The organism is Streptomyces sp. RP5T (genome assembly GCF_003933965.1).
Classification (GTDB): domain Bacteria; phylum Actinomycetota; class Actinomycetes; order Streptomycetales; family Streptomycetaceae; genus Streptomyces.
The window spans coordinates 1-477 of record NZ_RSAJ01001275.1 but is presented as its reverse complement, the minus strand read 5'-3'; the positions used below and the strand labels follow the sequence as shown (position 1 = coordinate 477).

The following is a 477-nucleotide window of genomic DNA, read 5'->3' as shown; positions in this document are numbered from 1 at the left end:
CTTCGGCCAGCCGCCCGGTGACGACGCGGCTCTCATCTCCCTGGCCGACCAACTCGACGCCCTCGAAAGAGAGGTACGCCGTCCATGATGGACCCGACCACTGACAACGCCGGGACCACCGGGAACCCGGACACCGCCCGGGCCTCCCTGGAAGCCCTGCGCGCCGAGATCGCCAAAGCCGTGGTCGGCCAGGACCCCGCCGTGACCGGTCTCGTCGTCGCCCTCCTCTGCCGCGGACACGTCCTACTGGAAGGAGTCCCTGGGGTCGCCAAAACGTTGCTCGTCCGCGCCCTCGCGTCCGCGCTGGAACTCGACACGAAGCGCGTCCAGTTCACCCCGGACCTCATGCCGAGCGACGTGACGGGCTCTCTGGTCTACGACACCCGCAGCGCCGAGTTCTCCTTCCAGCCCGGCCCGGTCTTCACCAACCTCCTCCTCGCGGACGAGATCAACCGCACTCCGCCCAAGACCCAGTCC

General features: G+C 69.0%; 1 protein-coding gene. It reads left to right on the top strand.

Features of this window, described 5'->3' with window-relative positions:
• Positions 1-87: 87 nt before the first annotated feature.
• Positions 88-477 (top strand): MoxR family ATPase (locus tag EHS43_RS45795; protein WP_185806702.1); only part of this gene is annotated, 390 nt, incomplete at its 3' end.